Below are 25709 nucleotides of genomic sequence, written 5' to 3' on the forward strand. Positions count from 1 at the left end.
CTGTCGGGGGAGGGATATCGTCTTTAGGGTGTGTCGTGGGTTAACAAAGCCCGCTTTTCCGGTAGTTTCTTATCTAAAATTGTTCTTGTTCTGTACTCTCAACGTTCCGCATTAACCCTGCGAAGTCGAAAAGCTTAGGGTCAAGCAGATGTGAGGGACGGGCGTTCATCAAAGCGCGGAACATGACCTGCCGACGACCGGGGCTATTGGCCTCCCAGCCATCAAGAATCGCCTTGACCTGCTGGCGTTGGAGCCCGTCTTGCGACCCACAAAGATCGCATGGGATGATGGGATAATTCATGGCCGTGGCAAAGCGTTCGCAATCGCTTTCAGCCACATGGGCGAGGGGGCGGTAGAGGTACAGATCGCCTTCTTCGTTAACCAGTTTGGGCGGCATCGTCGCCAGTCGCCCGCCGTGGAAAAGGTTCATGAAAAAGGTCTCTAGAATGTCATCCCGGTGATGGCCCAGCACCACGGCAGAACAGCCTTCTTCGCGCGCGATCCGGTAGAGGTTACCCCGGCGCAGGCGGCTGCACAGGGCGCAGAAGGTGCGTCCGGCAGGGATCTTGTCCATCACGATCGAATAGGTGTCTTGATATTCGATGCGATGCGGAACGCCCATCTTTTCGAGGAATTCCGGCAGCACGGTTGCCGGGAAATTCGGCTGGCCCTGATCGAGGTTGCAGGCCAAAAGCTCCACAGGCAGCAGGCCGCGCCATTGCAGTTCATGCAAGACCGCGAGCAGGGTGTAGCTGTCCTTGCCGCCTGACAAACAAACCAGCCATTTGGGTTTCGGCGCGCCTTCCGCGGTTGGCTCGACCATACCGTATTGGTCGATCGCCTCGCGGGTCATGCGGACGATACGCTTGCGCAGCTTCTTGAATTCGGTGCTTTGCGGTGCGCCGGCAAAGAGGGGGTGAATCTCGTTGGTTTCGTCCAGCATCGTCTGTCTCTCACTATCAGCTTGGCTTCACCTAGGGCATTTTACCCCTTTGCCGCAAGCGGGACGCTAATCGGGGACGTTGTCGATTCCACTGCGGCCCCATGGGTGGCAGCGGGCAATCCGCCGCGCGGCCAGCCATCCGCCCCGCAGACCGCCGTGCTTTTGCAAGGCTTCCAGCGCATAGGCGCTGCAGGTGGGCTGGTAGCGGCAATTGTATCCGACCCACGGGCTGAAGAGCAGCCGGTAGCCGCGCACCGGTAGGGCGAGCAGCGTCGCAAAGGGGGTCATTTGCGTGCTCCATGCAGGATATCGAGCGCGCGGGTGAGATCGGCAAGCAACTGGCCGAAAGGCAAGACGGCTGTCGCCTCGCGCCGCCCGACAAAGACATAGTCCATGCCCGCTTGCCCCGCCTGCGGCAGGGTCAGCCGTGCGATTTCACGCAGGCGTCGCTTGGCGCGGTTGCGGGCCACGGCATTGCCGACCTTTTTCGAGCAGGTAAATCCCACGCGAATGGGCGCCGCGCTGGGCTCTTCGTCCCGGCGGGGTCGCATTTGCAGAATAAATCCCGGGGTCGCCACACGTTTGGCGCGGCTGGCACGCTGGAAATCCGCCCGTTTGGTCAGGGTTTCCAAACGCAGAGAAACCGCCGGGGCAGGGTTCCCCTTCGTGGCGCAAGTGCCATTCAAGGGTGCCTCCGGCGGTGTCATATTCTGGTTCCGAAGATCGAGGGCGCTTATGCGCTCAGCGATTTCCGGCCCTGTGCGCGGCGTGCGTTGATGATCTTACGGCCGGCTTTGGTGGCCATGCGCGCGCGAAAACCATGGCGCCGCTTGCGCACGAGGTTCGAGGGTTGAAAGGTGCGTTTCATCGCTCCGTCTCCATTTAAAGCTGGCTGGGCACGGAATCACTTTAAGGGTTCCACCGCGGCCAGCGTCAATTCAAGCCCGTCCTCTAATGCGGGAGGGCGTGCAAGTCAAACCCCCTGACAGGGAAAATCTGCGGTTTGCAACAAAATGCCGGTCCCTGTGGGCCGGATTGTTTCAGTTCGCCCCTCAACCCTGCAGATTTGGCCCTTTGTGCACAAGTCCTATCAAGCGCGCGTGAGGAGCCTGTTCCTACCTGCCGCTTAACGCCATCATTAAGGAAACCACAACTGGTCTGATGTAGGCCCAATGAAAGTGTTGAAATGAGCCGTCAAGACCAGAGTAAGCCCGCGCTGATGCGCTACCTGCCCCTCGCGGTGATCGTGGCTGTCGCTGCCGTCGGCGCGTTTACCCTGCGTGATTACCTGAGTTTCGACGCCCTGCGTGAGAATCGCGAGGCATTGATCGCCTTTCGTGACAGCAACTATCTGCTCACCGCTTTGGCCTTTGTCGTCGCCTATGTGGTGATCGTCGCCTTCTCCCTGCCGGGGGCGACAGTGGCTACGTTGACCGGCGGTTTTCTATTCGGGCTGTTTCCGGGTGTGCTCTATAACGTGGGTGGCGCGACGCTTGGCGCGATCGTGATCTTTCTGGCCGCGCAATGGGGCTTGGGCGACCGGCTGAAAGAACGGATGGATGCCTCTGAGGGGGTGGTGCGCAAGATCAAGGCGGGGATCGACGACAACCAATGGTCGATGCTCTTCTTTATCCGTCTTGTGCCAGTGGTGCCTTTCTTTGTTGCGAATCTGGTGCCTGCTTTCCTCGGCGTGCCGTTGTTTCGTTTCGCCATCTCAACGTTTTTCGGCATCATGCCGGGGGCGCTGGTCTTTACCTCTGTCGGGGCTGGGCTAGGTGCAGTCTTTGCCCGAGGTGAGACGCCGGACCTCGGTATCATCTTTGAACCCCATATTTTGCTGCCCATTCTGGGTCTCTGCGTTCTGTCGCTGCTGCCTGTGGCGATCAAGACATTTACCGGCAAGAAGGATCTGCTGAAATGACCAACCGTATCAAGACCGACGTTCTGATCATCGGCGCAGGCTCTGGCGGGTTGTCGGTGGCGGCAGGTGCCGTGCAGATGGGCGCAGATGTGACCCTGCTGGAGGGGCATAAAATGGGTGGCGATTGCCTGAACTATGGCTGCGTGCCCTCAAAGGCGCTGATCAAAACCGGCAAGACCGCCCATGCCCAGCAACACGGCGCGCAGTACGGGGTTGAGAATGCCGCCGGAGTGGTGGATTACGCCGCCGCCAAGGATCACGTGGCCGATGTCATCTCGCAAATCGCGCCGGTCGATTCGGTTGAGCGGTTTGAGGGATTGGGCGTGCGGGTGATCCGCGAATACGGGCGTTTCATTTCCGATAAAGAGGTGCAGGCGGGCGATACGATCATCGCCGCGCGGCGCATTGTTGTCGCCACAGGATCATCCCCTCTGGTGCCGCCGATTCCGGGGCTAAAGGATGTGCCCTATGAAACCAACGAAACCCTCTTTGATCTGCGTGAGAAGCCGGAGCATCTGATCATTATTGGGGGTGGCCCCATTGGTATTGAGATGGCGCAGGCCCATGTGCGGATGGGCTGTAAGGTTACAGTAATTGAAGGCGAACGGGCGCTCGGTAAAGATGACCCGGAGCTGGCTGAGGTGGTTCTTCAGACCATGCGCGACGAAGGCGTCGTCTTCGAAGAAGGCAGCAATGCCGCCAACATCAGCGGTGAAGCGGGCGCGATCACGGTTGAGACTAAGGATGGTTGGGTGATCAATGGCTCGCATCTGCTGATGGCCGTGGGGCGCAAGAGCAACATCGACCGGCTCGACCTCGATAAAGCGGGGGTGGAGACCACCAAAGCGGGCATCAAGGTCGACGAAAGCCTGCGCAGCAGCAACCGCCGCGTCTATGCCATTGGCGACGTGGCGGGCGGTCTGCAGTTCACCCATGTGGCGGGCTATCACGCCGGGGTGGTGATCCGCTCGATCCTGTTTGGTCTGCCGAGCAAAACGAAGTTGCACCATATCCCATGGGTCACCTATGCCGCGCCGGAGCTGGCGCAGGTGGGGCTGACCGAAGCGCAGGCGCGTGAGGAGCATGGGGATAAGCTGGAGGTGGTGCGCTTTCACTATAACCACAACGACCGCGCGATTGCCGAGCGTCAGACCAAAGGGTTCATCAAGGTCATGGTGGTCAAAGGCCGCCCGGTGGGGGCCAGCATTGTCGGCCATCAGGCGGGTGAATTGATCACCCTATGGTCGCTTGCGCTGGTCAATAACATGAAGATGAGCCAGATTGCGGCTATGGTTGCCCCTTACCCCACAATCTCGGAAATTAACAAACGCGCGGCGGGGGCCTATTTCAGCCCGCGCCTCTTCGAAAGCGCTTTGGTGAAAACGGTCGTGCGTGCCGTGCAGCGCCTATTGCCCTGAGATAGACCATGATCCACTCGCTCTCTGGCCGTCTGCTTATCCTGACCACCATCTTTGTGATGCTGGCCGAAGTGCTGATTTTCGTCCCCTCCATCGCGCGGTTCCGCGAGGAATATATGCTAACCCGGCTGGAGCGGGCGCAAATCGCGTCGCTGGCGCTTTTGGCTGACGATATGCTGGACCCAGAGCTGGAGGAGGAACTGCTTCGCAACGCTGAGGTTTTCAACGTGGTGCTGCGCCGGGATGAGGCGCGGCAATTGGTACTGGCCTCCCCCATGCCGCGCTCTGTTTCGCAGACCTATGACCTGCGCGATGCCTCAGCGATGGTGCTGATCCGTGACGCGATGCTGCGGCTGTTCCGGCCCGGGAACGAGGTGGTGCGGGTAATCGGCGCCCCGGTGCGCGAGGCGGGGCTGTTGATCGAGGTGACGATGGAGACCGCGCCGATGCGTGTCGCCATGCTCGACTACGGGATTCGCATCTTGATGCTTTCGGCGGTGATCTCGGTCATCACGGCGGTGCTTTTGTTCTTTGCCATGCGGGCCTTGCTGTTAAAGCCGATCAAGCGGGTCGCGGGCCATATGCAGCGCTACGCTGCGGCCCCTGAGGATGCCCGGCGGATTATTGAGCCTTCGGCGAGCGTGACCGAGTTGCGTGAGGCTGAAGAAGCGCTGAAAAAGCTGCAGACGGACCTGACACAGGCGCTCAAGCAGAAAGAGCGGCTGGCGCAACTCGGCAGTGCCGTGAGCAAAATCAGCCATGATCTGCGCAACATCCTGACGTCGGCGCAGCTTTTCACCGATCGCATAGAGATGTCCGAAGACCCGACGGTCAAGCGTATGGCACCCAAGCTTGTGAGCTCCATCACCCGTGCGGTGCACCTATGCGAATCGACGTTGGCCTTCGGCAAAGCCGAAGAGCCCGGGCCGACGCTGACGCTGATGCGGTTGGAAGATCTGGTGGAAGAGGTGATCGACGGCGAGCGCCTTGCCGACCCGGAAAGCGACATCAGCTTTGCCGCCGACATCCCCGCGAATCTGACCGTGCGCGCAGACCCTGAACAAATGTACCGCGTGCTCGCCAATCTCATGCGCAACGCGCGGCAGGCGATCACCGCCACTGGCAAGGCAGGTGAGGTACATCTGCGCGCCGAAGACGGGGCAGAGGCGTGGTGCATCACCGTGAGCGATACCGGCCCCGGCCTGCCCCCCAAAGCGCGTGAACACCTGTTCACTGCCTTTCAGGGTGGAGCGCGTAAAGGCGGATCGGGGCTGGGTCTGGTCATCGCCTCGGAACTGGTGCGCGGCCACGGCGGCACTTTGGCCCTGCGCAGCAGCGGGCCGGAAGGCACAGTTTTCGACATCACCCTGCCTAAGGGCGATGGCACTTTATAAACTTTCGCAGAAAATTGCATTTCCTCAAAACGAGGGCTTGCAACTCTGCGGGGGTAAGACTAAACCCCCGCTCAGTGGACCGATAGCTCAGCTGGATAGAGTACCTGACTACGAATCAGGGGGTCGGGGGTTCGAATCCTCCTCGGTCCGCCACTACCCAAAATTATAGAACGCATCGCTTTCTGGGCACTTATCTGTGTCTCGGCGGGTTGTAGAAACCCGTGTCGCGGTAGGGCCGCTCGAATGCGTGATCCATCAATTCCAGATGGTCTTGGCCGTAATACATATCACCGTTTAGGAAATAGGTGGGCGAGCCAAAGATGCCGCGGGCGATGGCTTCTTCGGTGTTTTCGGCGTGAATGGTCTGTATCTCTGTGTCCATCGCCTGCCTGAGCAGGGCATCGCATTCGGGGTCAATCGGTGTGATGGCATTTCGTAGATGCTCAGGGTCAGCGAGATCAATATCATCGCGCCAATGGGCTTGAAGAATCGCAAAAGATAGCGCGTCAACGTCGTGCCCGGCCCGCGCGGCGGCGATCAGGAAGCCGTTCGATAGGCTCAATGCGTTGTCATGGTGGGTGGGGCGGTGATTGAGGATATCAAGCCTGCGATACTGCGCCCAACGCTCGATCTCTCGACCAAAGAAGTAGTCGATGTAATGGGGGGTGAAACCGCGGAAATGGGCCACGCGGCCCGATGCGATCACCGGGGTGAGGTCGAAGGGCCGATGCACCAACCGAGCACCGCGGCAAGCGCAGATCTCTATAAGTTTGCGGTGGCCGAGATAGGCATAGGCGGAATGGGCGGAATAGAAATATTCGATCGTGTCCAAGGTCGGCTCCCTCCGGTTCTGCGGGCATCATGGCGGAAACCAATTTGCGCGCAAGGCTGGGAGGGCGAGGGGCCATAGAGGCGACGTTTAAGTGGCGTTCAATACCGGCGCTTTGAGATGTCATTGGAATGAGGTCGCGGTGCAATTGCTCGGACCCGTCGCGGTTCGGGACGCCGCTTTAACAAAAGTGCCAAGGCCGTCGCGGCCACGATCAGGATCAGAAGTTCACTAGTCCACATGAGCCATTCCTCCTACGGCATGTTCAGTAAGTAAACGGTACATGGGGCGGATGGGTTCCGCAAAGGCGCATAAGGCGGCGCTCTTTCGCCAAAAGTATAGGTTAAGCAAAAAGGCCGCGGCATGTCTGCGACGGCCTAGCATTCTCTCCTGCGGCTTGGCCTCAGCCCATCTGACGCACGACGGCCATGGTGGCGATCGCGGGCAGGGTCAGTAGTGCTTTGACGTCGGCGACACGTTCGGGGGTATAGTAACCCTCTTCGTGCAGAATGTTCACCGTCGCTACCATCTTTCTGCCAAGTATGATCGGCAGGTTCACGACAGAAGCACAGCCCAAGCGGCCAATCAACTCAGCGTCGGGAAAGACAGCGGCGATGTCGGCCAAGGTGTTGGCGACAAAGCACTCTTGCCGCCCGTGAACCTGCTCAAACCACTGGTCGATGGTGATTTCTTTGGTGCCGGAGGTTGGGTAATTCTCGGCATCATCCGTATAGACACGGCGCGCGAGCATGGCGTCCATATCCGCGGTCATCACTGTAAAAAGCTTCGCGCCCACGGTCGCTTTGGTCAGGGTGCACAGCGCGTCGAAAGCCTGCGTCTCTGTCTGCGCCTGCTCAAGCGCGGTTTGAAAACTTTGCAGCGCGGCGGTGGTATCGGTCATCGGACTTCCTTGCGGTCTGGATTGCCGCCCGAGGCGGCGTAAAGGGCTTGGGTATAGGGATCGGTAAAGCTGCCGTCATGCAGGGCGGTCGCGGGGGCAATCTCAACAACGCGGCCTTTGTTCATCACTGCCATGCGGTCGCACATGAAGCTGACCACCGGCAGATTGTGGGTGACCATCAGATAGGTCAGCCCCTGTTCGCGGCGCAGGCGTTTCAACAGATTGAGGATTTCCGCCTGAACCGAGACATCCAGCGCCGATGTCGGCTCATCCAGCAGCATCACTTTGGGTTCCAGCATCAACGCACGGGCGATGGCGACGCGTTGCCGTTGCCCGCCAGAGAGTTGATGGGGGAAGCGGAAGCGGAAGCGTTTGTCGAGACCTACCGCCTGCAGCATCTCAACCACGCGGGCACTCCGGTTGCCCAGGCCGTGGATCATCAACGGCTCGGACAAGACACCGTCCACGGTCTTGCGCGGGTGCAGCGAGGCATAGGGGTCTTGAAACACCATCTGGCATTGCCCGGCGAAGGCACGGTCCACCTTGTGACCGCGCGGCTGGCCGAGCACGGAAATCTCACCGGTCCAATCTGGAGCCAGTCCAGCAATGGCCTTAAGCACCGTCGATTTGCCGGAGCCACTCTCGCCCACCAGCGCAAAGCTCTCGCCCGTCGCCACCTCGATATTTACCCCGGTGACCACCTTGGTTTGCCCATAGGAGATATCGAGGTTCTTAAGAGTAATCGCGCTCATGTGCCGCTCCAAGCGCTGCGGTCGAGGACGGGAAGTTCATCGCGTGTCTCTTCCATTTTCGGAACTGCGGCCAGAAGGCCTTGGGTGTAGGGATGGCTGGCCTTGTGTAGATCGGCGGCATCGCAGCTTTCCACCACCTGACCTGCATGCATCACAAGAATGCGGTCGCAATAGCGCGCCACGAGGTTGAGGTCGTGGGAGATCAGGATCAGCCCCATACCGTGGTCGCGCACCAGCTCGTCGATGAGGTCAAGCACCTGTGCCTGCACGCTCACATCCAGCGCCGAGGTCGGTTCATCCGCGATCAGCAGGTCAGGACGGGGGATCAGCATCATGGCAATCATAATGCGCTGGCCCATGCCACCGGAGACTTCATGCGGGTAGAGGTCGATCACTCGTTCGGGCTCATTGATCCGCACCGATTCCAGCATCTCAAGAACCCGCGCTTTCACGTCGCGCCGGGCGAGGCGCTCGTGGGTCAACAAGGCTTCGGCGATTTGCGCCCCCACGGTCATCACCGGGTTCAGCGAAAATTTCGGATCCTGCATGATCATCGAAATCCGCGCCCCGCGCAGGTTCCGCATCTGCCGCTCCGATTGGCTTTGCAGGTCAATCCCGTCAAAGCGCATCACATCGGCCTGTTGCCTTCCCGGATGGCGCACCAACCGCAGAATCGCGCGCCCGGTCATGGATTTGCCCGACCCACTTTCGCCCACGATGCCAAGCCGCTCCCGCCCGAGGGTGAAGGACAGCCCCTTGACCACGTCGACCCGGCCCTTGGGGGTGGGGAAGCTGACGGTGAGGTTCTCAAGTTCCAGCAAGGGGGTGGTCATGACTTGCCTCCTTGTTTGGGGTCAAGCACGTCGCGCAGACCATCGCCGAGAAAGCAAAAGCCGAGCGAGACAAGGATGATGGCAAAGCCGGGCATTGTCGCCACCCACCACTGATCCAGAATGAATGTCCGCCCGCGTGAGATCATCGCGCCCCATTCCGGCAGCGGCGGCTGTGCGCCAAGCCCGAGAAAGCCAAGACCCGCAGCGGTTAGGATGATCCCCGCCATATCGAGCGTCACGCGCACGATCATCGATGAGGTACACAGTGGCAGCACATGGCGCGTGATGATCCGCCAGTGGGACGCGCCCAGCAGGCGCATGGCGGAGATAAACTCGGAATTGCGAAAGGTCAGCGTCTCAGCCCGCGCGATCCGCGCATAGGCGGGCCAAGAGGTAATGGCGATGGCGATGATGGCATTCTCGATCCCCGGCCCGAGTGCGGCGACAAAGGCCAGCGCGAGGATCAGCTTGGGCATCGAGAGGAACACATCCGTCACCCCCATCAAGACCTTGTCGATCCAGCCTCCGAAACAGCCCGAAATCGCGCCGATCAACAGACCCAGAGGGGCGGCGATTATGGCGACCAAAGCCACGATCATCAGGGTGATCCGCGCGCCATAGATCACGCGGCTGAAGATGTCGCGCCCCAGTTCATCCGTGCCCATCCAATGTGCCGCTGAAGGGGGCAGCAGGCGGGCATCAAGGTTCTGACCCAGCGGGTTTTGCGGCGCAATCCAAGGCGCGAAAAGCGCGGCGAGGATCAGCATGAGCAGGATCAGCGCCCCGACTACCGCCAGCGGATTGCGTAGCAGTTGCAATAGCATGCGATAGGCATTGCCCATGTTCGCCTGCAGCTTCGAGGCGGGAGACTCGTCCAATAGCCAATTTCTTGCCGTGGTCATGGAGGCCTCCTAGCGGCTGCGCGGGTCAAGGATGCGGTAGAGCACATCCGAGAGCTTGTTAATCATGATGAAGACCGCGCCGATCACCAGCGTCGCCCCCAGTACGGCGTTCATATCGGCGTTGAGCAGCGCCACGGTCAGGTAGTTGCCGATACCCGGCCAGCTAAAGACCGTCTCGATCATCACCGACCCTTCGAGCAGGGCAGCGTATGACAGGCCGATCACGGTAATCAGCGGCACGCGGATCGGGCGGAACCCATGCACCCACAGCACACGCCATTCGGCCACGCCTTTGACGCGAGCGGTGGTGATGAACTCTTGGCCCAGTTGATCCAGCATGAAGCTCCGGGTCATCCGCGCGATATAGGCCAGCGAGAAGAAGCCAAGGATTGCGGCGGGCAGGATCAGGTGATCCAGCGCATTCCAGAAAACGTCCCACTCCCCCGCAAGGGCCGAATCCACCAGCATTAGCCCACTGCGCGGCTCAATCAGACCTTCGTAGAAGATATCGACACGGCCCGGTCCCGCAACCCAGCCCAGATTGGCGTAGAAGACGACAAGCCCCACAAGACCCAACCAAAAAGCGGGCACGGAATAGCCCAGCAGTGCGAAAACGCGAATAATTTGATCCACCCAAGTGCCCTGCCGCGCAGCGGCCCAAACACCACAAGGGACGCCAAGGCCGATGCCGATCAGAATGCCCAGTGTCGCCATCTCCAACGTGGCGGGGAAGACCTTGGCGAGGTCCTGCGCCACAGGCCGGTTGGTCGAGACGGAACGGCCAAGATCGCCTTGGAACACATCGCCGACATAGGAAAAGAACTGCATGATCAGAGGCCGGTCCAGCCCCATCGCCACACGTGCGGCATCATATTGCTCTTGGGTCGCGCGGTCACCAACCACGGCAAGCACCGGATCAATCGGAATGACCCGCCCGATGAAGAATGTGATCGCCATCAGCCCGACGAAGGTGAGCAGGGTCACCACAGCAAAGCCGCCGAGAGAGGAGACCCCCTGCGCCAACCTGCGGGCTTTTGTCATATTTGTGTTCACGGTCGATGCCCTCCCTTCCTTCGTCGATGCCTTTGATAACCAAGCCATTTGTTGGACCGACATGTGGTCTCAAGCAGCGGAGCACCGTTCTGGATGGGTCGTGCATAAAACAAATTTCGCCATTTGCAAAAATTTTTTTGTCAGACAAAATAAATTTTTGTAACGTCGTCCGAGAATTCGGGAGTGAGAGAGATGCCGCGCGACAATGCCAAGGCCGAGCCAACCCTCGGCGCTGCGATCCGCAAAAGGCGCAAGCAAATGCAGATGACACTGCAAATGCTCTGCGACAAATCCGGCGTTTCGATGGGCTATCTCAGTCAGGTGGAACGGGGCAATGCCACGCCATCGCTTGGCACATTGGCGCAGATCGCGGATGGTCTCGACGTGGCCCTGGAGTATTTCATCGCCACGCCAAAACCCTCCGACGGTCTGACCCGTGGCAATGAGCGTGCGCAGTTCGCGTTGGCCAATTCATCGCTCACCTACGAAAGCCTTGCCGCCACTTTCCCCGGGGCGGAACTGTCGAGCTATCTGCTGCATGTCCCGCCCGGTTACGAATCCGAAACGGTGAGCCACGAGGGCGAAGAGATGGTTTTTGTCCTTGAGGGCGAGATCGAGCAAATCCTCGACGGTCAAAAATTCCGCATGAACACCGGCGATTGCCTGCATTACAGCGGCCAGCTTCCCCATGCTTGGGCCAACCGAACCGACAGGACCGCGCGCATCCTCTGGACAGGCACTTTGACCGTGCTGAACCGGGCAGGGGCCATTGAGCTGCCTGAACTGATCAAGAAGGCCTAACCGCGCTGGGCAAATGCCATTTCAACTTCAACGATCCAACAAGGAGACAACCATGAAGACCCTGAGATCAACCCTATTGGCAAGCGCGCTGGCGCTGCCCTTGGCCGCGCCGCTGGCCTTGGCCGACACGCCCGAAGGTGTGCTGGTCGTGGCGCAGAACATCGACGATATCGTGGCGCTCGACCCTGCGCAGGCCTATGAGTTCACCTCGGGCGAGCTGGTCACCAACCTCTACGACCGACTGGTGCAATATGACGCCGAGGACACCACGGTTCTGGCACCGGGGCTGGCCGCGGAATGGGAGGCCGATGCCGAAGCCAAGTCGATCACCTTCACCCTGCGCGACGGCGCAACATTCGCCTCTGGCAATCCGGTCACGGTGGATGACGTGCTTTTCTCTTTCGAGCGTGTGATCAAATTGAACCTCACCCCGGCGTTTATCCTGTCCCAGCTGGGCTGGACCGCTGAGAACATCGACCAGATGGTCACGGCTGAAGGCAATACCGTCACCGTCAAATACGACGGCGACTTCTCCCCGGCCTTCGTGCTGAACGTGCTCGCCGCACGTCCCGCGTCCATCGTCGACAGCGTGCTGGTGAAAGAACATGAAGTCGATGGCGATATGGGCAACGCTTGGCTCAACGAAAACTCCGCCGGTTCCGGCCCTTTCAAGCTCGACCGCTATGCGCCCGCGCAGATGGTACGGATGAGCGCGAATGAGGGCTATTTCAACGGCGCACCTGAGATCGAAAGCGTAGTCATTCGCCACGTGGCCGAAGCGGCCACGCAACAATTGCTGTTGGAAAAAGGCGATATCGATCTTGCACGCAACCTGACGCCGGATCAGATCGCCTCTATCGACAATGAAGAAATCAAGGTGGAGACCTACCCGCAGGCGGCGGTGCATTTCCTGTCCTTCAACCAGAAAACCGAAAGCCTGACCCCGCCCGCCGTATGGGAAGCAGCGCGCTATTTGGTTGATTATAAAGGCATGGCCAATTCGATCATCAAAGGTCAGATGGAGGTGCATCAGGCTTTCTGGCCCAAGGGGTTCCCCGGCTCTTTTGATGAGACCCCTTTCACCTATGATCCTGCAAACGCTGAACAAATTCTCGCTGATGCCGGAATCGAGACACCGATCACCGTCTCGCTTGACGTGATCAACGCGGCCCCCTTTACCGATATGGCACAGTCGCTTCAGGCCAGCTTTGCCGATGCGGGGATCAACTTTGAAATCCTGCCCGGCACTGGCAGCCAAGTCATCACCAAGTACCGGGAGCGGAGCCACGAGGCGATGCTGCTCTATTGGGGCCCAGACTTCATGGACCCGCATTCCAATGCCAAAGCCTTTGCCTATAACTCGGACAATTCCGACGACTCATATGCCGCGACCACCACATGGCGCAATGCTTGGGCCGTGCCGGACGAGTTGAACAAGCAGACCATGGCGGCCCTGTCCGAAGCGGATCCGGAAAAGCGGTTAGAGATGTACCGCGACCTTCAGCAGAAGGTGCAAAAGGACTCGCCGATCGTGATCATGTTCCAAGCGGCCTATCAGGTGGCGATGGATGAGGCCGTGAGCGGCTATGTAAACGGTGCGACGTCGGATTTCGTCTTCTACCGATTGGTGGAAAAGAACTGATCTTGCTGCTTTGAGTGACGCGCTGGCCGGTGGGTATCGGCCAGCGCAACCAATCTCCCCCTTTTTTGAATGCCACAGGTGCTTACTCATGACCGCCCCTTCTCCCTTTGACACCCGCCTTGCCAAACTGCGCGCACGCATGGCCGAGACGGGCACCGATCTGGTCGCGCTCGGCCCCTCAAGCCATATGGCTTGGCTCTCCGGCGTGCATCCCCATGGCGACGAGCGCCCGGTGATGCTGCTGGTCAGCGCCACATACGCGGGGTTTTTGATGCCCGCGTTGAACGCCGCCGCCGCGCGCAAAGACACGGATTTGCCATTCCACCCGTGGAGCGACGATCAGGGGCCAGAAACCGCATTGGCCGAACTGCTTCAGGCCAGCGGGGCCACAGCACCGGGCTTGTCGGTGGTGCTGGATGAAACCATGCGCACGGATTTTGCCCTACGGCTGCTGGATGCGCTCGACACTCCGCGGCGCCGTTTCACCGAAGACACTGTCGGTCTGCTGCGCGCCAGCAAGGACGGCGAAGAATATGCCGCGATCAAAGCCGCACATCGGCTGAACGACGAAGCCGTAAAAGCCGCTTTCGCCGCGTTAAAAGAGGGCATCACCGAGCGCGAAGTGGTGGCGCTGATCCAAGAACATTACAAAGCTAATGGCGCGACGCTCGAATTCTGCTCGGTCTGTTTTGGCGAATCCGGCGCTTTCCCGCATCACTACCCCGGCGAGACCGCATTGGCGCAGGACATGGCCGTGCTCATCGATACCGGCTGCCGGTTGAACGGCTACCCGTCCGACATGACCCGCTGCGGCTTTTTCGGCACGCCGGGAGAGGACTATCTTGAGGTTTTCGCAACTGTCGAGCGTGCGGTGCAGGCTGCACTAGAAGCAGCGCGTCCCGGCGTCCCGGCAAGCGCGGTCGACAAAGCCGCGCGCGATGTCATTTCCGAGGCGGGCTACGGCGCGAACTTCCTGCACCGCACGGGCCATGGCCTTGGCATCGACATTCATGAACCGCCCTATATCGCGGCGAACTCCGATGCGATTCTGGCCGAGGGCAATGTCTTTTCGATCGAGCCGGGCATCTATTTAGAAGGTAGGTTCGGTGTGCGTTTGGAAGAGATCGTGATCCTGCGTGCCGATGGGCCGGAAATCTTCTCGGAGATGCCGCGTGAGATGCAGCGCGGCACCTAAAAAGGGGACCAAAGCGGCGGAAATACGCACGCTTTGGTCTGGAGGGAGACGGAGAGAGGGAGGCGCGCGGTCAGGACGTACCGCGCGCGGAGCTTTCGAAAATGCTTTTCATATGGCTGTCGAATTCATTCCAGGTGATGACAGCCCGGTTGCCCGCATGGCCGTGGTAATAGGAGCGACCCGTTGATGTCGGCAGGCCCGCCCAGATGCGGGCAAGATTTTCCATGAAGCGGTGGCGGCTGATCTTGCCCTTCATGAAGGGGGTAAAGCCCGCGTCTTCGAGAAGGATATCGGCAAGCAGGTCTTGGACCTGTGGGGTAAAGACGTCGCTTTTGCTCAGCCCCGCTTCGGCGACGAGAGTCTTCAATGTATTGGGGATGAACTGATAGCGCCCGATGGCATGGGGTTGGCCGGGTGTGGCCGCGATCCAGCGATAGATTTCGCCAATGGTCATGCCCGTCGGACGCTTTGGGGGTTTGACTCGCGCGCCGTACTGGACTGCGTCATAGCCTTTACCACCAGCCTCAGCCGAGGCGATGACATGGCGCACAGCGGCGGAAGGCCCTCCCCGCGTTGGAATGGCAAGCTTGCGCGGGGCACCTTTCGCGGTCGTCTTGATCATACTGCGGTTCAGGTAAATGCGGTCTTTTGATGCAGTGGGCGCCAGCGCGAAGTCCAAGCCGGTCAGGGCGATCTTTTTACTATCAAAACGAACTAAATCATTTGCATTTGCCGCACCGGAAAGGGTGGCGGCGATCAGACAAAAGGCGGTGCTGGCAGCGAGCTTTTTCATCGGGTTTCCCATCTGGGTTGGATGTTGCGTTGACCCTGATCATGCGCCCTTAAAATCGATATTTCATTAATGCGGACAGATAGTTAGCCTCTCAAAAGGATAGGCGGCATGGCACTTGGCATAGCCACGCGCACTTTGGTGCGGGGCCGCGGCTTACAATAGCAATCGAGCCACGCTCCAGATGCGCATGGAACGTGGCTCTCCCTCTCGGCTGAGTCTCCCGGTCAGCTTCCGAGGAACTGGTCGAACTGGGTCCAGAGTGAGTTGTCCAACAATAGGTTGAACCGGAAATAGAACCCTTCGTCATAGAGGCCGCTTTGCCCGGCCACCCGGCCACGCGCCTTGTTGTAGCCGAGTGCCAGCAGGACACCTTCGCGCGGGGTGAAGCCAAACTCGGCCCCGATCCCGTTGGTGGAGTTGCCCTCACTGTCCCACAAATGCGTGGCGTTAAGGCCAAGTTGGAAACGATCGTCGCCGAATTCGTAGTTCAAACCGCCTTGGACCAGCTGCGTGGTGGTATTGGCTCCGGCGCCGGTCGCGGTGCCGATCTTTTGGTACTGGCCGGCATATTTGCCGTTGATCCGCAGGTCGGCGTCCACTTCATAATTCGCATCGACAGACCACAGGTGCGTTTCCTTGCTGGTATGTTTCTCTTCCAGTCGATGCTCATACCACGCCAGCACATCAAGGCGGGCATTGTCTTTGGGGCGATAGGCGGCCCCAATCCGGGTGCGCAAGCGACGGGCATTGGCGCCACTGCGGCGATCAAGCGCCGCGCGGCTGCGCGCCAGAACCGTCAGGTCAGGGGTGACATTGCCAGCGATACCGAGGCTGGCGTAGTGCGTCTTGCCGGTCTCTTCCCAAGTGGTTTCCAGCTCGGCATCGCCAACCCAATTGTCATCACCAGACTGCCAGCTCATGCCAAGTGCCAGCGACGTCAACTCACCTTCTGCAGTGTCGAGGTTGCGGGAATGCTCAAAGTCCGCGCGGAAGCTGGTGCTCTGGTTAATGTCCCAATCGACGGACAGGCCCTGCACCATATTGGTGTCGCTCGCACCGCTGGCTTTGGTCATCTCGGTCCGGCCGGTGACCCATTCGTTTAGCGTATAGCTGAAACCATAGGCGGCGCGGGTAACCAGCTCATCGCTGCCGAATTGAAGCTCGATCTCGTTATAGACGCGCCAGCCGTTCTTGGGCTCGTCATAAAGCCCTAGGGTCAGCTTGGTAGGGGCGTCGCCGCTGAGCGGGGCGCGCAGCTTGGCTTCGATCACGGTCCCGGGTCGGGCCGCCGGGGTCCAATGCGCGCCGAGGATCAACGCCGTTTCGTTTTCATCGCTCCTGTCTGTACGGTCGTGGCTGTATTCAAACCCGATCTCACCGCGCAGGGTCTTGCTTAGATGGCGCGAATAGATCGCATCCACGATCAGCTGTTCGCTGCTATTGATCCGATCACGCGTGTATTCCTCGCTAACGGCGATATCGCTGCGCTGATCGATTTCCGCGCCATAGCGCAGACGAACTTGGCTTGTGCCTGCGCGGGCCAGCCCCCCTTGCGCGTAAAAGTCGCGCCCGGTGTGGATCGCCTCAAAAGCGAAGTGGCGGGTTTCGGTTTTCACTTCGTAAGACAGACGCGCAGCGGTGTCTTTCTCACCCATAGCATCTTCCGAGCGGGCCACTTCAGCCTCCCAAACGCCGCCCTGGCCGTCTTCGTATTGCAGGTAGGCTGAGTGCATCCGCTGGCGGGCCGTGTTGCCGAGAGGAGCATCGGAATGAACGGCACGAGCACCAATGGAGGTTTGCTCGGACAGGGCATAGTTCACCTCGCCGCCGTAGAGCCAGTAGGTTTCGGCACCTTCGGCTTCGACCTCATAGGTCACGCGGATCGACACCGGGTTGCCATCAAGGTCGAACTGCCGCACCGGCGTGTCGAAGGTGATCGTGTTGCGGAAGAAGTCGAGCAGATAGTCGGTGCCACGCAGCAGCGGCGTCGCCGAGAGGATATCGCCACCTTCTTCGTCACGCACCAGGATTTCCACCCGCTCAGACCCCTGTACATAACCACCAAGATTAAGGTCATAGGGGCCAGATACGCCGCGTCCACGGATTTCCTGCACCTGCTGTTCTTGGGCAGTCCGCGCCGCGAATACGGTGACCGAGACACGGTCGTCTTCCCAGTGCCCTTTCGCGCCGGTGGCGACACGTTGCAGTCCGCCGAGTTTCAGGGCGCTGGCTTCCGGCTCAATGGCGATGTCGCCGTAAAGCACATAGGAACGGCCCTTTTCCACTTTTACAAACAGGCTGGAGGAGGATTGCGCGTCGGCTCCGCGTTCGGAATTGTCGCCGTAGACGGGGTAGTATTCCTCGCCCCGGATGTCGCGGAACAGGCGGTCTTCGGTGTCACGGTCCGAGCTGTAACGCAGGGTCAGCAGAGCATCGCCACGGATCACACCTTTGAGGTAAAGCTCACCCCGCACACCTGTCGTGGTCTCTTCAAAGGAGCTGATGCGGTCTTGTTCAAGCACATTGCCTGCGTCACCACTCAGCGATACCGCGCCTTCGATCACGCCAATCAGCACCCGCTCATTCAGGTCAGGGGTGAAAGTAAGGGTGGCCTCAGCCTCTCCAAAGGACGAGCGCACGGTGATCAAATCGGGGCCGGACACCTGCGGCGGGATTAAATTGTAGGTGGCCTCGCCATTGTCGAGGTAGGCCTGAACGCCGGGGGTGCTGCTGCGGATATCGGTCACATCCCAGAGCGAACGGCGTGCCGACAGAGTCACTGTGCCAGAGGCAGGCACGGGACGGCCACCGGCATCAAGCACCCGCACCACAATCGGCACTACAGAGGCGGGATTGGCCGCAGCGGTCTCGGGCAAAAGGATCTCGATCCGGGCAGGTTTGCCGGGGGCGGTAAGGCGCAGTTGCTTGCGCACACGCTCGATGCCAAACCCGTCACGGCCCACCAACGTCAGGACGTTTTCACCCGATGCCAGTTTTACCGCGACATATTCCAGCGCCTGCACGTTGTTCTTTTCCAAGCTGGTGCGCTCTCCCACACGGTCGCCGCCGAGTTCGCGGCCATTCACCAGCAGCGCCAGTGTCAGGTCTGCCTTGCCTTTGACCCTGATGTTCTGGGTCGCGCGGGAGACGGTGGTGTCCTCTGCAAAGTCGACAAAGCCGGGCGCGCTATCAAGGTTCTGGATCATGCTGTCGAGGGACTGACGCTGTGCCGAAGCACGGGCGGCCTGCGCCACCGAGGCCGCATTGGTACCGGCATCCTCGCTTTGTGCGGCGATCATGCCGGGGGTCAGCTGCGTGGTTGTGGCGATGCCCGCCTCGCTGCGCACCGAACGGGTGCTGCTGCGTTGGCCGTCGATCGGCAGGTCGGTCGCATTTACACCGGGGGTCTGGCGTTTGCCGTTGAAATGATCGCGACGTTTGCTGATTTCCTCAAGCGCTTCGGGGGTACATTGGGCCACCGCAAAATTCTCGGTCCGCAACTCGCCTTTCTTTAGCGGCACCAGACGCGAACCTCCGCGCCGCAGATCGTTGGTGCGGGTCACCTGCACCTCGGTCCCGGCGGGGAGGGTTTCTGGTTGGACGAGAAAAGCGTGAGTTACCGGGCGCATTCCGTTCAGCGAATAGGCGCCATCGACGTCGGTCACCACGAAGAGACCTTCTTGGGTCACGATGCGCACGCCGGGAATACCGGGCTCATCCGAGACACGGTCGCGCAGGCCGTTGCCGTTACAATCCATGAACACAGCGCCCAGAACAGTGCCCTGCCGGGCAAAAACGCCGCCCGAATTATCAAGCCGTACCATGGCGCGGGCGGTCTGAGACTGATGCGGCATGCCGGTACCCGCCTGGCGGCCTGACAGGATCGCGGTGTTTTCGTTTCGGCCTTCACGGGCGGCAGCAGAGAATTGCATCACATAGGTCAGCTCATGGCTGGTCAAAGGCTCAAGCATGCCCAGGTCAAAGCGCAGGTCGCCGTTGCCGATCTGCTGCGGATCGTCCAGCGGCGCGCCGTTGAGGGTGACCGTGCCGGGAACGAAGTTCACCCCATAGGCAGGGCGATCGAGGATCTCGCCGCCGATCAACGCCTGATGCATGTTGTTGGTAAAACTGAGAGTGTAGGTGACGAACTCGCCATGACCCACGCTGTCGAGATCTGCGGTTTTATCCAGTGCCAGGGGTGTGCCGTAATGCGGATCCACGGGGATGTCAGAGACAAAGAGCGCGCCGCCTGCGTGGCTGAAGCTTTCTCCAAAGCCCGCAACCATCACGTTGCGGCCCATGCCGACATAGTCTTCGCGCATGGAAGGAAAGATCCAACCGGGTGCATCCATCACGGCATAGCGGTAGTCGCCTGCAGGCATTTCAGAAAAGGCAAAGAAGCCACGCTGGTCGGTCCACGTGCGGGCCATCTCCGCGCCAGAGTGCATGTCGACGAGCGCGATGGCCACGCCGTCGACCGGTGCATTGGTAACGGAGTTAAACAGAAAGTTGCCGGGGTTGATCATCAGATCATCCTCAAGCACCTCATTGTCGCAGATCGCGGTGGCAATGAAGCTATCGCCAAAATCTGTCGCCATCACGTGATCACTAGCAACGGCGGGCGACATTTGCGCCATCGGCAGCGCGGGCGTGAGGAAGACGCCGGTGTTGGCTCCAGTCTCGGTCGCGATGATCGTCTCGACATCTCCGGTTAGCATGCTACGGATTGTGATTGGCGTCGTATCGATCTCAACGGTGCCGTTGCAGACCCCGGCGGTGACGCGCAGACGCGTATCGCTGCCGGGCATGCCATAGGGTTGATCTGCGCCGGTTTCGGGATGCTCGAAATTCAACGTGCCGGCTGTTTCCATCTCACGTGCATAAAAAACTGTGTTGGAGTCCAGCAGCAGCGTGTTTTCTTGATTGTTGTAGAAGGCCGAGGCGGTGTTATGCACCTCTACCGCGCCCAAAGCCGTGGGCACACTTACTGAAAAACTAGGGGCAGAGGCATGGCCAACCGCGTAGTCGCCCTCATGAAAAAAGGCCACCGCATCAACCTCATCGGAAAGGTCGGTCGGGATAACGCTGATGTACTCGTGAGCAGGCATGCCGCGCATGTGGACCAGCGCCGTCATGGTGCCGGAGTTTTGGATCGCGTGGAACGCAGTGTTCAACGGGATTGCATCGCGGAGCAAAACCCCGGTCTGCGGCGTGCCATCGATCAGGATGGGCTGGCCGTCGATCTCAGGATAACCGAAGGCGTCGCGCTCAGAGTCGTTGCGCAGATGTAAGGTGTAGGTGATGATCGCCCCTTCGTCGGTTTCCGAAATGACTTGCTCTTTAGCGATCTCGAGCCCGCCTTCTTCGACACGCGATACACCTATCGCCTGACTGCTAAGGCTCTGGCCATCTTCTGACATAGCTGAGGCCGTCAATACGCTCGCGAACTGGGTGCTTATGGGTGTTTCCGCAGAGATGCGGAATTCGTAGATCAGTTGAAGCCGCTCACCTGCAGCCAACATGAAGGGGGCCGACATATCAGCCGCCGCGTCTTCCGCATCAATCTGACCGTTGCCATTCAAATCAGGAAAAAGCGTCTGGTGCGACATCATCGTGGAGCGGCGCTGTCCGCCAATGCTGAGCGATGTAGAAAGCGGGACGTTGCCGCTGTTGATTACGTCGAAGTAGTAGCGACCAAAGGCACCGCGGGTCAGTAGTAGGTCGGAATAGCCGGTCACTTCCAAGCCGGGAACCGAGGCGACCTCGGCCCGAACGGGGTTTGAAAAGACACGCTCCATGATGCCGAGGGAGGTGTTGAAATAGCTGACTTCTGCCACGTTGCGGATGAAAGACCCGCCGGGTGCCGGGGAGGCTGCTGTAGGTTGGGGCAGGAGGCTCAGGCCCATTGCGGAGGCGCTGATCAGGGCCAGAGCCGGACGGGCTTTAGACATAAGGAAACTGCGCATCAGCTTGCTCCTGTTGCGATCCCAGTGAAGGGCATGAAGTAATTAGGGAGACGGAAACGGGGGTCGAGGGGGCGCCCCCGGAGAGCATGGCTCAACCGGGGGCGCCCGAGAGGTCGCTTAGTCGTTAACCCGTACGGTGAACTCTACCCGGGCAAAGCCACCGGGAAGGATCGTGCCATGCGCGCTCGACACGTTGGTCGAGGTGATGGTCGCCGTGCTAGTTCCCGGGAACAGGCTTTCAGAACAGGCACCGCCACAGTTTGTCACCGCGGTATAGGCCGGTGCAGCGTCCGAGATGGTCACGTTATCCGCGGCAGAAGCGCCTGTGTTTTCAGCTTCGACCATGTAGCGTATGCACTGGCCCGGTTCGACATCAAGACGTGTCTTGGTAAAGGTGCCCACGGTGCCATCGCAGCCCGCGTCGATGTACTGATACTTGCTCAGCGTGACATCGCCCGAGATGATGACCACGCGGTCTTCGACGGCGTTGTTGGTCTGATCAATGTCGGTTCCGGTTCCGTTCAACGTATTGTTGATGGTGATCGTACCGATCTCGGACACACCCTGCGTGGCTGTTGACGGAGTCTGCACGCGGTAGATCAGCGAGATGCTGTCGCCCGGGGCAAGACCATTCACACCTAGCGAGACACCGTCGGTCAGGTCGTTAAAGTTGTCGATCACCGGCTCGGACGGATCAATCACGCCGTTGCCGTTCTGGTCCCAGAAGATCGCGCCGGAGAAGTTGGTCAGACCACCTTCGGTAATCGACGCCTCGGTGATGGCCACGTTCCCCTCGTTCGAGATGGTGTGGAGGATGTCAACAATACCACCGGGCGACGCCTGCGCGCTTTGATTGTCGATGATCTTCACGTCATAGATTTCGTTGACCGTGACTTGGTTGACGATACGGTCACCCTGTCCTGAAACGGAAGAAACCACCGCGATATCGACCAAAGTATCGCCGGGCAGGGCGTCATCAGCTGGCGTGATCACTGCACGGATGGCCTGCGACCCACCTGCCGGGATGGTGCCCGTGTTCGACACGATCGACCCGTCGGGCAGTTGGAATTCAACCGTCCAGCCTGCGGGCAGGGCTTGATCCAGTGACAGGTTGAAGCTGTCCGAGGTCGGGCCATTGTTTTCGACCAGCATCTCGAAGACGACCGGTGCGCCGGGGTCTGTCGACTGGGTGACCCACGGGTTGCCGCCGTTTGTCGGAGCCGCGCCATCGCCTTCGGAACCGACGACAGCGTTTTCGAGGTCGACCGAAGCTGCAAGCACCGCACCGGAGAATTCGGCGGTCGATACGTCAGTGACGCCCGAGTTGTCCGACGTGGTTGTGATCGTCGCGGTGTAGTTGGTGGTGACTGTTGGTGCGACGTTTGTCGGCAAGGTGGCAATCAATGTCACCTTGGCGCTATCGCCGATGGCCAGGGGACCAACGGAGCTTACCACCGGTGTGACACCATCTGCCCCGACAAAGCGGAAGGTGGTGCCAACGGGGAAGTCCACATTGGCCACGTCAAGTTGCAGGCTGTCCGGGCTGTTGGAAAGGTTGGTCAGCACGAATTCCTGACGGATCACGCCACCTTGGTAGACATCGCCGGTTTCCGTGACGACATCGTTGTTTGCCGCGTCATCATCGGTGGCCGAGGCAATCGCCGCATTGGCAGTGCCGTTGGAGTTGATCGCGGTATCGGCAATCGCCACCGCATATTGGTTGTCAACGGTGACGGATGCGGTGTTCGACGGCGGGAAGGCTACGCCATCAACGTCTTGTGTCGCCACGTTAGTGATGATGCCTGCATTGGCGGTATCAGCAATTACGGCACGGAAGGTCACCTCACCCGAGCGGCCGGAGCCAACAGAGGAGATCAGGAAGTTGACGTTTTGCCCATCATCATAGTCCCAAGCGATCGTCTCGCCGGAGCCGTTTGTGGTGTCGACCACGGTGGAACCGTTGTCATCGTCCAGGGGAGTAGCAGAGTCAGACCAGCGGGCCGAGCCGGGAACGTAGGTCAGACGGCCATCAAGCACGTCCTGCACAGAGTAGTTGTTGGCCGCGGCCAAGCCGGTGCTGGAGTAGGTCAGTGTGATCGTTACCGTATCGCCTGCATCAATGATATTTGGGTTGCCGCCAGAAGCCGGGTCCGCCGTCATCGATTTGACCAATTCGACAATCGCGTCGTTGGAAATTGTCAGCGTATCAGTATTGGTGCTCAGCACCGTGCCGTCGAGGGTGGAGGCCGCAGTCACGGTGATCGTATCAGAGCCGGTCGCCGTGGAGGGGACAGAGGCTTCGATCACGATGCCGAACTGCTCACCCGGCGCGAGGGTTGGTGTCTCGGTCAGCGGTGTGGCGCTATCGGCCACACCGTCCATATTGGCATCGGGGTAGAAGACCAGCTGCGAAGTGTCGAGTGTGCCGGAATTGGTTTCAACCGCTGTGAGAGAGAAGGCATCCGCGCCGTTACCATCGTTGGTGATGATGTGAGGCAAGAAGGCTTTACCGCCGGGGGCGATGGTTTCGGTGTTGTCAGAGGTCAGGGTCACGCCAGCAACTTGCTGAACGATCGTCTCAACGGTGTTGGAGGTCACCGTGATCGTGTCGCCCGCCGCGTTGGTATAGGTCGCAACTGCTTGGTTTCCGATGACAGAGCCCGCTTCGGGGGCCGCGAAAACGACGGTGCCGATAACGGAAGTCAAAGCGATCGCGCTGACAGAGCGCAGGAAGGTTGTTTGGTATTTCACGTTAATATTCCCTAGTTCTATGGTAGTTGGAGAGAGAGAGAGAGTGAAGAGAGAGGCGCTGGGCTTAGTTCAGACGCACGCGGTAGCTGTTGAAGGCGGAGGCGCCTGCTTCGAGCGGTTCCGAGAGGGTCCAGCGCACTGCGGCGACGGCATCTTCGGGGAGAGGCTCTTCGGTCATGTTGCCATCGGCATCGACGATCTTGCGGGTGGCGGGAACGGTCGACCATTCCAGCCCTTCCTGCTCGGGGTCCATCTCGGCCTGGACTTCAAAGACCGCTGCGATGGAGGTCACTTCGGACCCGAGGGCGAGAGAGACGCCATCCGGGACCGGGGCGGCGATAACCAGACCTTCCATCGCGCCATCGGTCGTATTCTGGTGACGCAACTCATAGGAGATCACTTCGCCCGGGCGGACCGTTTCACGCTCTACGAGGACTTCTTCGCCCTCGGCATTGGTTTCCACCACGCGAAAGGAGAATTTGCTGGTTAGCGCGTCGGCGGCGGCGGCGAAGCCTGCGATAGACAAAGCCGTACTGGCAATGAATGTCTTGGATAACTGGGAGATATGGATACGCATCTAGTAGTTCCCTCGTTGGCCGGTGAAGAGCCGGCAGTTGCAATGAACGGACACGCCCATTGCGCTGTCCTGTTCTCATCTTCGGGGAACCGGATACCGATATCATCTGAGCGAAGGGTTAACTCGCTGAGCCTGTGGTCAGGCCCTTAACCGAAAGGATAGGAGCCTCTATCGAGTCGCACCGCGCGCTATCATTTGGCGCTGAAGGCGCACTAAGCTGCGGCGGATAGATGGTTAATTTCACGGGGAAAAACGCTGTCCGCGACTCTTGGATTCGGCGGGCGGCGCCTTATGCCAAAGGCAAAAACGCCCGCAGGAAGCGGGCGATCATGGTTACCAAAAAGAGGGGAGGATTGTGAGCGCTACGGCACGCGTGCGCAGCTATCGCAGGGGCAGATTAAGCGCGAAAAAGCCGCCTTAAACGAAGCCAGCATCGCGCGCAATAATTGCGGCATCCGTACGATTCTTTGCTTCCAGTTTTCGGCAAAGTGTTTTGACATGCAGTTTTATCGTCACTTCCTGTAAATCGAGGTCGCGCGCGATCTCTTTATTCGACTGCGCACTCATCAATCCGCGCAGCACTTGACGCTCGCGTTCGGACAGGGCTTTCTCAAAATCGGTCTCTTCGGGGTTGTCTTTCCCGGACATGAAGGTGACCGGGGCATAGGTCTCGCCTGCGGCCATAAACCGAATTGCGTTGACCAGTGACTTGGCGGGCAGGGTTTTCGGAAGGAAGCCAATCGCCCCCATCTCCAGCGCCTGTTCAGCGATAAGCCGAGTGGCGGTGCCAGAGATCAACCCGACAGGGCGACCTTCGTTGGTATCAAGCACGGTCTGCAACCCTTGCAGCCCTTTCATGCCCGGCATCGTATAGTCCAGCAGCACAAGGTCGTAGGGCGGCTCGGACTTGATCTTGTCCAGTGCTCCTGCCAGGTCGCTTGCTGCTTCGGTGAGAGTTGCACCATCCGCGTCGAGAAACATAGCGATGGTCTCTCGGACCATGTCGTGATCATCAGCAATTAAAATACGCAAAGACAT

General features: G+C 59.7%; 21 protein-coding genes and 1 tRNA gene. 7 read left to right on the top strand and 15 right to left on the bottom strand.

Annotated elements, in window-relative coordinates; all coding sequences use genetic code 11:
- Positions 1-73 precede the first annotated feature (73 nt).
- From ttcA to rpmH, 4 genes are all read right to left on the bottom strand, one after another.
- Positions 74-943 carry a tRNA 2-thiocytidine(32) synthetase TtcA gene (gene ttcA / locus K3759_RS02785; RefSeq protein ID WP_259984219.1) on the bottom strand — a complete coding sequence of 290 codons (870 nt, stop codon included), beginning with the start codon at positions 941-943 and terminating at the stop codon, positions 74-76.
- A gap of 66 nt (positions 944-1009) precedes the next feature.
- Positions 1010-1231 (bottom strand): membrane protein insertion efficiency factor YidD, encoded by a 222-nt coding sequence (gene yidD, locus K3759_RS02790; RefSeq protein ID WP_007118880.1) that lies wholly within the window; start codon positions 1229-1231, stop codon positions 1010-1012.
- Complete coding sequence (rnpA, locus tag K3759_RS02795) at positions 1228-1650, bottom strand: ribonuclease P protein component (RefSeq protein WP_259984220.1); 423 nt, start codon at positions 1648-1650, stop codon at positions 1228-1230. The genes yidD and rnpA overlap by 4 nt, the downstream gene beginning before the upstream one ends.
- Positions 1651-1676: 26 nt before the next feature.
- The gene (gene rpmH, locus K3759_RS02800) at positions 1677-1811 is read right to left on the bottom strand and encodes a 50S ribosomal protein L34 (RefSeq protein WP_007118882.1); all 135 of its coding nucleotides are present in this window, start codon (positions 1809-1811) and stop codon (positions 1677-1679) included.
- A 318-nt stretch (positions 1812-2129) separates the two neighbouring features.
- Between rpmH and K3759_RS02805 the strand changes: the two genes are divergently transcribed.
- From K3759_RS02805 to K3759_RS02820, 4 genes are all read left to right on the top strand, one after another.
- Positions 2130-2864 carry a TVP38/TMEM64 family protein gene (locus K3759_RS02805; RefSeq protein ID WP_259984221.1) on the top strand — a complete coding sequence of 245 codons (735 nt, stop codon included), beginning with the start codon at positions 2130-2132 and terminating at the stop codon, positions 2862-2864.
- Positions 2861-4282, top strand: coding sequence for an NAD(P)/FAD-dependent oxidoreductase (locus K3759_RS02810; protein ID WP_259984222.1), 1422 nt, complete (start codon positions 2861-2863; stop codon positions 4280-4282). Before K3759_RS02805 ends, K3759_RS02810 begins: the two co-directional genes overlap by 4 nt.
- Before the next feature lie 8 nt (positions 4283-4290).
- Complete coding sequence (locus tag K3759_RS02815; RefSeq protein WP_259984223.1) at positions 4291-5676, top strand: HAMP domain-containing sensor histidine kinase; 1386 nt, start codon at positions 4291-4293, stop codon at positions 5674-5676.
- 76 nt (positions 5677-5752) lie between these two features.
- Positions 5753-5829: transfer RNA gene (locus K3759_RS02820), tRNA-Arg, on the top strand.
- Positions 5830-5866: 37 nt separating this feature from the next.
- Here the strand turns inward: K3759_RS02820 and K3759_RS02825 are convergent.
- The 6 genes from K3759_RS02825 to K3759_RS02850 form a co-directional block, all read right to left on the bottom strand.
- Positions 5867-6508 carry a 2-hydroxychromene-2-carboxylate isomerase gene (locus tag K3759_RS02825; RefSeq protein ID WP_173487770.1) on the bottom strand — a complete coding sequence of 214 codons (642 nt, stop codon included), beginning with the start codon at positions 6506-6508 and terminating at the stop codon, positions 5867-5869.
- Positions 6509-6908: 400 nt separating this feature from the next.
- A complete protein-coding gene (locus tag K3759_RS02830) occupies positions 6909-7406 on the bottom strand; it encodes a GAF domain-containing protein (RefSeq protein ID WP_259984224.1) in 498 nt (165 codons plus the stop codon).
- On the bottom strand, positions 7403-8158 hold the full coding sequence (locus K3759_RS02835) for an ABC transporter ATP-binding protein (RefSeq protein WP_259984225.1): 756 nt from the start codon (positions 8156-8158) through the stop codon (positions 7403-7405). The genes K3759_RS02830 and K3759_RS02835 overlap by 4 nt, the downstream gene beginning before the upstream one ends.
- Positions 8155-8991: an ABC transporter ATP-binding protein gene (locus K3759_RS02840; protein ID WP_259984226.1), complete on the bottom strand. Its 837-nt coding sequence runs from the start codon at positions 8989-8991 to the stop codon at positions 8155-8157. Before K3759_RS02840 ends, K3759_RS02835 begins: the two co-directional genes overlap by 4 nt.
- Positions 8988-9893, bottom strand: a complete 906-nt coding sequence (locus K3759_RS02845; protein ID WP_259984227.1) for an ABC transporter permease — start codon at positions 9891-9893, stop codon at positions 8988-8990. Before K3759_RS02845 ends, K3759_RS02840 begins: the two co-directional genes overlap by 4 nt.
- Before the next feature lie 9 nt (positions 9894-9902).
- Positions 9903-10934 (bottom strand): ABC transporter permease, encoded by a 1032-nt coding sequence (locus tag K3759_RS02850; RefSeq protein ID WP_259984228.1) that lies wholly within the window; start codon positions 10932-10934, stop codon positions 9903-9905.
- A gap of 204 nt (positions 10935-11138) precedes the next feature.
- Between K3759_RS02850 and K3759_RS02855 the strand changes: the two genes are divergently transcribed.
- The 3 genes from K3759_RS02855 to K3759_RS02865 all read left to right on the top strand — a co-directional run bounded on the left by K3759_RS02855 (position 11139) and on the right by K3759_RS02865 (position 14584).
- Complete coding sequence (locus K3759_RS02855; protein WP_259984229.1) at positions 11139-11747, top strand: helix-turn-helix domain-containing protein; 609 nt, start codon at positions 11139-11141, stop codon at positions 11745-11747.
- Positions 11748-11799: 52 nt separating this feature from the next.
- Entirely contained in the window at positions 11800-13389 is a 1590-nt protein-coding gene (locus K3759_RS02860) for an ABC transporter substrate-binding protein (RefSeq protein ID WP_259984230.1), read from the top strand.
- An 88-nt stretch (positions 13390-13477) separates the two neighbouring features.
- Positions 13478-14584, top strand: coding sequence for a Xaa-Pro peptidase family protein (locus K3759_RS02865; protein ID WP_259984231.1), 1107 nt, complete (start codon positions 13478-13480; stop codon positions 14582-14584).
- A 70-nt stretch (positions 14585-14654) separates the two neighbouring features.
- Here the strand turns inward: K3759_RS02865 and K3759_RS02870 are convergent, their stop codons facing one another.
- From K3759_RS02870 to K3759_RS02890, 5 genes are all read right to left on the bottom strand, one after another.
- Positions 14655-15377 (bottom strand): hypothetical protein, encoded by a 723-nt coding sequence (locus K3759_RS02870; RefSeq protein ID WP_259984232.1) that lies wholly within the window; start codon positions 15375-15377, stop codon positions 14655-14657.
- 224 nt (positions 15378-15601) lie between these two features.
- Positions 15602-21343, bottom strand: coding sequence for a hypothetical protein (locus K3759_RS02875; protein WP_259984233.1), 5742 nt, complete (start codon positions 21341-21343; stop codon positions 15602-15604).
- A 117-nt stretch (positions 21344-21460) separates the two neighbouring features.
- The gene (locus K3759_RS02880) at positions 21461-24094 is read right to left on the bottom strand and encodes an NEW3 domain-containing protein (RefSeq protein ID WP_259984234.1); all 2634 of its coding nucleotides are present in this window, start codon (positions 24092-24094) and stop codon (positions 21461-21463) included.
- 64 nt (positions 24095-24158) lie between these two features.
- On the bottom strand, positions 24159-24671 hold the full coding sequence (locus K3759_RS02885) for a hypothetical protein (protein WP_259984235.1): 513 nt from the start codon (positions 24669-24671) through the stop codon (positions 24159-24161).
- 417 nt (positions 24672-25088) lie between these two features.
- Positions 25089-25709, bottom strand: a complete 621-nt coding sequence (locus K3759_RS02890; RefSeq protein ID WP_259984236.1) for a response regulator transcription factor — start codon at positions 25707-25709, stop codon at positions 25089-25091.

The organism is Sulfitobacter sp. W027 (assembly GCF_025143985.1).
GTDB lineage: Bacteria > Pseudomonadota > Alphaproteobacteria > Rhodobacterales > Rhodobacteraceae > Sulfitobacter.

Excerpts from the sequence above, each read along its gene's own strand:
- ttcA (WP_259984219.1), bottom strand. The coding sequence starts at position 943 with ATGCTGGACGAAACCAACGAGATTCACCCCCTCTTTGCCGGCGCACCG.
- yidD (WP_007118880.1), bottom strand. The coding sequence starts at position 1,231 with ATGACCCCCTTTGCGACGCTGCTCGCCCTACCGGTGCGCGGCTACCGG.
- rnpA (WP_259984220.1), bottom strand. The coding sequence starts at position 1,650 with ATGACACCGCCGGAGGCACCCTTGAATGGCACTTGCGCCACGAAGGGG.
- rpmH (WP_007118882.1), bottom strand. The coding sequence starts at position 1,811 with ATGAAACGCACCTTTCAACCCTCGAACCTCGTGCGCAAGCGGCGCCAT.
- K3759_RS02805 (WP_259984221.1), top strand. The coding sequence starts at position 2,130 with ATGAGCCGTCAAGACCAGAGTAAGCCCGCGCTGATGCGCTACCTGCCC.
- K3759_RS02810 (WP_259984222.1), top strand. The coding sequence starts at position 2,861 with ATGACCAACCGTATCAAGACCGACGTTCTGATCATCGGCGCAGGCTCT.
- K3759_RS02815 (WP_259984223.1), top strand. The coding sequence starts at position 4,291 with ATGATCCACTCGCTCTCTGGCCGTCTGCTTATCCTGACCACCATCTTT.
- K3759_RS02830 (WP_259984224.1), bottom strand. The coding sequence starts at position 7,406 with ATGACCGATACCACCGCCGCGCTGCAAAGTTTTCAAACCGCGCTTGAG.
- K3759_RS02835 (WP_259984225.1), bottom strand. The coding sequence starts at position 8,158 with ATGAGCGCGATTACTCTTAAGAACCTCGATATCTCCTATGGGCAAACC.
- K3759_RS02840 (WP_259984226.1), bottom strand. The coding sequence starts at position 8,991 with ATGACCACCCCCTTGCTGGAACTTGAGAACCTCACCGTCAGCTTCCCC.
- K3759_RS02845 (WP_259984227.1), bottom strand. The coding sequence starts at position 9,893 with ATGACCACGGCAAGAAATTGGCTATTGGACGAGTCTCCCGCCTCGAAG.
- K3759_RS02850 (WP_259984228.1), bottom strand. The coding sequence starts at position 10,934 with ATGACAAAAGCCCGCAGGTTGGCGCAGGGGGTCTCCTCTCTCGGCGGC.
- K3759_RS02855 (WP_259984229.1), top strand. The coding sequence starts at position 11,139 with ATGCCGCGCGACAATGCCAAGGCCGAGCCAACCCTCGGCGCTGCGATC.
- K3759_RS02860 (WP_259984230.1), top strand. The coding sequence starts at position 11,800 with ATGAAGACCCTGAGATCAACCCTATTGGCAAGCGCGCTGGCGCTGCCC.
- K3759_RS02865 (WP_259984231.1), top strand. The coding sequence starts at position 13,478 with ATGACCGCCCCTTCTCCCTTTGACACCCGCCTTGCCAAACTGCGCGCA.
- K3759_RS02870 (WP_259984232.1), bottom strand. The coding sequence starts at position 15,377 with ATGAAAAAGCTCGCTGCCAGCACCGCCTTTTGTCTGATCGCCGCCACC.
- K3759_RS02875 (WP_259984233.1), bottom strand. The coding sequence starts at position 21,343 with ATGCGCAGTTTCCTTATGTCTAAAGCCCGTCCGGCTCTGGCCCTGATC.
- K3759_RS02885 (WP_259984235.1), bottom strand. The coding sequence starts at position 24,671 with ATGCGTATCCATATCTCCCAGTTATCCAAGACATTCATTGCCAGTACG.
- K3759_RS02890 (WP_259984236.1), bottom strand. The coding sequence starts at position 25,709 with ATGTCTTTGCGTATTTTAATTGCTGATGATCACGACATGGTCCGAGAG.